3 protein-coding genes are annotated in these 3,251 nt (G+C 59.4%); all 3 read right to left on the bottom strand.

Annotation, left to right across the window (positions count from 1 at the left end):
* A partial coding sequence (locus VZ95_RS11885) for a carbohydrate ABC transporter permease (protein WP_045776029.1) occupies positions 1–698 on the bottom strand: 698 nt, incomplete at its 3' end.
* A complete protein-coding gene (locus tag VZ95_RS11880) occupies positions 691–1,566 on the bottom strand; it encodes a carbohydrate ABC transporter permease (protein ID WP_045776028.1) in 876 nt (291 codons plus the stop codon). The genes VZ95_RS11885 and VZ95_RS11880, both read right to left, overlap by 8 nt.
* 122 nt (positions 1,567–1,688) lie before the next feature.
* Complete coding sequence (locus tag VZ95_RS11875; protein ID WP_045776027.1) at positions 1,689–2,960, bottom strand: ABC transporter substrate-binding protein; 1,272 nt, start codon at positions 2,958–2,960, stop codon at positions 1,689–1,691.
* Positions 2,961–3,251: the final 291 nt, after the last annotated feature.

Raw genomic sequence — 3,251 nt, 5'->3', positions numbered from 1 at the left:
GAGGCCCCGAACAGGAAGTCGTTCCAAATCTGGGTGAACTGCCAAATGATCGAGACGACCATGATCGGCGTCGAAATCGGCAGCATGATCTTAAAGAAAATCTGGAAGAAGCCCGCGCCGTCGATGGTGGCGGCTTTCACCAGATCATCGGGGATCGAGGTGTAGTAATTGCGGAAGAAGAGGGTGGTAAAGGCGAGGCCATAGACCACATGCACCAGCACCAGCCCCGCCGTCGTGCCCGCCAGGCCTAAGAACCCGAGGGTCATCGACATGGGCAGCAGCACCAGTTGGAACGGAATGAAGCTGCCGAAGAGGATAAGGCCGAACAGCAGGTTCGCGCCGGGGAACTTCCATTTCGTCAGGGCGTAGCCATTCAGCGCGCCCATGAAGGTGGAAATCAGCACCGAGGGCACGACCATCACCACCGAATTCCAGAAGTAGGGCGCAAGCCCCGTGGCGTTCACGCCCACATTCGCCTTATTCCAGGCAAAGCCCCAGGCTTCGAAGCTGAAATCGCGCGGCAAGGAGATGAGCGAGCCCGTGCGCAACTCCGCCGCCGATTTCAGCGAGGTCGAGACCATCACGCCCAAGGGCAGCAGATAATAGGCGGCGAACAGGAACAGCGCGGCATAAAGGAAGACGCGGCCGACAATCGCATAGCGACCGCGTGCGCCGGGAAGATCTTGTAGATTAGCCACGCTTCGCCCCCCGCAGTTCGGAGTAAAGATAGGGCACGATAATCGCCATCACGGTACACAGCATCATCACGGCGCTGGCGGCGCCAATGTTGATCTGGTTCCGGCGGAAAGCCATTTCGTACATGAAATTCGCGGGCAGATCGGAGGCAAAGCCGGGGCCGCCGCCGGTGAGCGCTACCACCAGATCGAAACTCTTCACGGCCAAATGGGCGAGAATGACGATGGCGGAGAGAAACACGGGCCGGATCGAGGGGATAACGATGCCCCAGTAAATGCGCGGCAGGCTGGCGCCATCGAGGTAGGCGGCTTTGATGATCTCCTGATCCACCCCGCGCAAGGCCGCCAAAAACAGCGCCATGACGAAGCCGGAGGATTGCCAGACGGCGGCGATCACCAGGGTATAAACCGCAAACTGCTCGTTAATCAGCCAGTCGAAGGTGAATTCGGGGAACCCCAAATCGCGCACAAAGGCTTGCAGGCCGGTGCCGGGGTTCAGCAGCCATTTCCACGCCGTGCCGGTGACGATGAAGGAAAGGGCCATCGGGTAGAGGTAAATCGTCCGCAAAGTGCCTTCGACGCGAATTTTTTGGTCCAGCATCACGGCCAACAGGCAGCCCAAGGCAAGGCAGATAACGATAAACAGCGACCCGAAAATGAAAAGGTTCGTAATCGCCACGTGCCAGCGTTCGAACTGCCAAAGGCGCACGTAGGAATCGATCCCGACCCATTCGTAGCTCGGCAGCATTTTCGAGCCGGTAAAGCTGACGTAGGCCGTCCAGAGAATGAACCCATAGACGAAAACCAGCACCAGCAAGAACGTCGGCGCGACGACAATGCGGGAGAGGGAAGATCTGAGCGAAGATTGCATCGGCGGGCTCCAGACAATCGCCTCACGGGTCCGGCCGCTGCATCAGCGCCGGTCGGGCGGGCCCAACAGAGTAATGAAAAAAGGCGGGGCCGGCAAAGCGGCCCCGCCCGAAGCGTACAGGCTTATTTCGCCAACTTTACCGCGTCCGCCAGCTTCTTCGAAGCGTCGGCCGAGGACATGGAGCCGTTGAAATGCTGGGTTACGACGTCGAGGATCGCGCCGCGCACCGCGCCGTTCGTGGCCATTTCATGGGCCATCGACGGAACCAGCGTGCCTGCGGTAATCGAGGCCTTCAGATCGTCCGAGGATTTGACGGCGCAACTATCAAACTTATCCATCGGCACGCCGAGACGGGCCGGGATCGAGCCCTTATAGACGTTGAAAGTTTCTTGGAACTTTTCGCCCACGATCAATTTCGCGAGCAGCAGTTGCCCGGCAAGCTTATCGTCGCCCTTCACGTTGAACATGGCGAAACTATCCACGTTCATCAGGTAACCGCCCTGGGTGGGGACCGGCGCGCAGAGGAAATCCTTGCCCGGCACTTTGCCCGCAGCGAGGAATTCACCCTTCGCCCAATCGCCCATGATCTGCATGGCGGCGGTGCCGTTCATGACCATCTGGGTGGCGGCGTTCCACTCACGACCGGGGAAATCCTTATCCACGAAGCCGCGAATCTTGCGCATCTGGTCGAAGACCTTGTTCATGTCGGCGCTGCGCAGCGTCGCATCATCAAGATCAACGAAGGCCTTCTTGAAGAAAGCCGCGCCATTGAGGCCCATCACCACGGTTTCGAAAATCGTGGCGTCCTGCCACGCTTGGCCGCCGTGGGCCAGCGGGGTGATCCCAGCGGCCTTCAGCTTTTCGGCCAAAGCGTTGAACTCGTCCCAGGTCTTCGGCGCTGCGGTCGCGCCGACCTTGGCGAGAACGGCGGGGTTCGCCCAGAACCAATCGATACGGTGAATATTCACCGGGGCGGCAACGTAATTGCCGTTGTACTTCATGATGCTGGTGATCTGCGGCGGCAGAACCTTGTCCCAGTTTTCGGCAGCAGCAACCTTGTTCAGATTCCCGAGCGCGCCTTGCTTGGCCCAATCTTGAATATTCGGGCCTTTGATTTGGGCGGCGGCGGGCGGATCCCCCGACAGAACGCGGCTGCGCAGCACGGTCATGGCCGCATCGCCTGCGCCACCGGCGACGGCGTTATCGGTCCATTTACCGCCATTGGCTTCGAAATCGGCCTTCAGGGCTGCGGCAGCTTTCGCTTCACCGCCCGAGGTCCAATAATGCAGCACTTCGGCTTGCGGTTGGGCGGCTGCGGCGAAGGCGGCGAGGCCCCCGACGAAGACGGTCGACAGGGCAACGGCGCGCACGCCGCGACGGGAATTCGTTAGCATAAATTTCCTCCCAAGAAAAATCGGTGAGCGATGCCTCGCTTCTTGCTGGCTCGCCCGTTTGTTGGTCAGGCGAAAGAGGCGGGATGCGCCTCTGCCGTGTCTCTTCGTACCATCTTTGCCTAAAAACACAGCGTACTGCCGTGTTTCAAGCCGGTTTCGGTTTCGACACATTGATACAGACTGTTACAAATTTCGCGCCGCCGCAGAAATTATACTGCGCTGCACGCTTTGGGCGGAACGATAACAGGAACCCTGTCATACATTGCTCTTCGCGGCTTGTTCTTCACCTGA

The organism is Elstera litoralis (assembly GCF_000963705.1).
Taxonomy (GTDB): domain Bacteria; phylum Pseudomonadota; class Alphaproteobacteria; order Elsterales; family Elsteraceae; genus Elstera; species Elstera litoralis.
This window is presented reverse-complemented; position numbering and strand designations above follow the sequence as displayed.

Bases quoted from the DNA above. Each gene is read 5' to 3' on its own strand.
- VZ95_RS11880 (WP_045776028.1), bottom strand. From the start codon at position 1,566: ATGCAATCTTCGCTCAGATCTTCCCTCTCCCGCATTGTCGTCGCGCCG.
- VZ95_RS11875 (WP_045776027.1), bottom strand. From the start codon at position 2,960: ATGCTAACGAATTCCCGTCGCGGCGTGCGCGCCGTTGCCCTGTCGACC.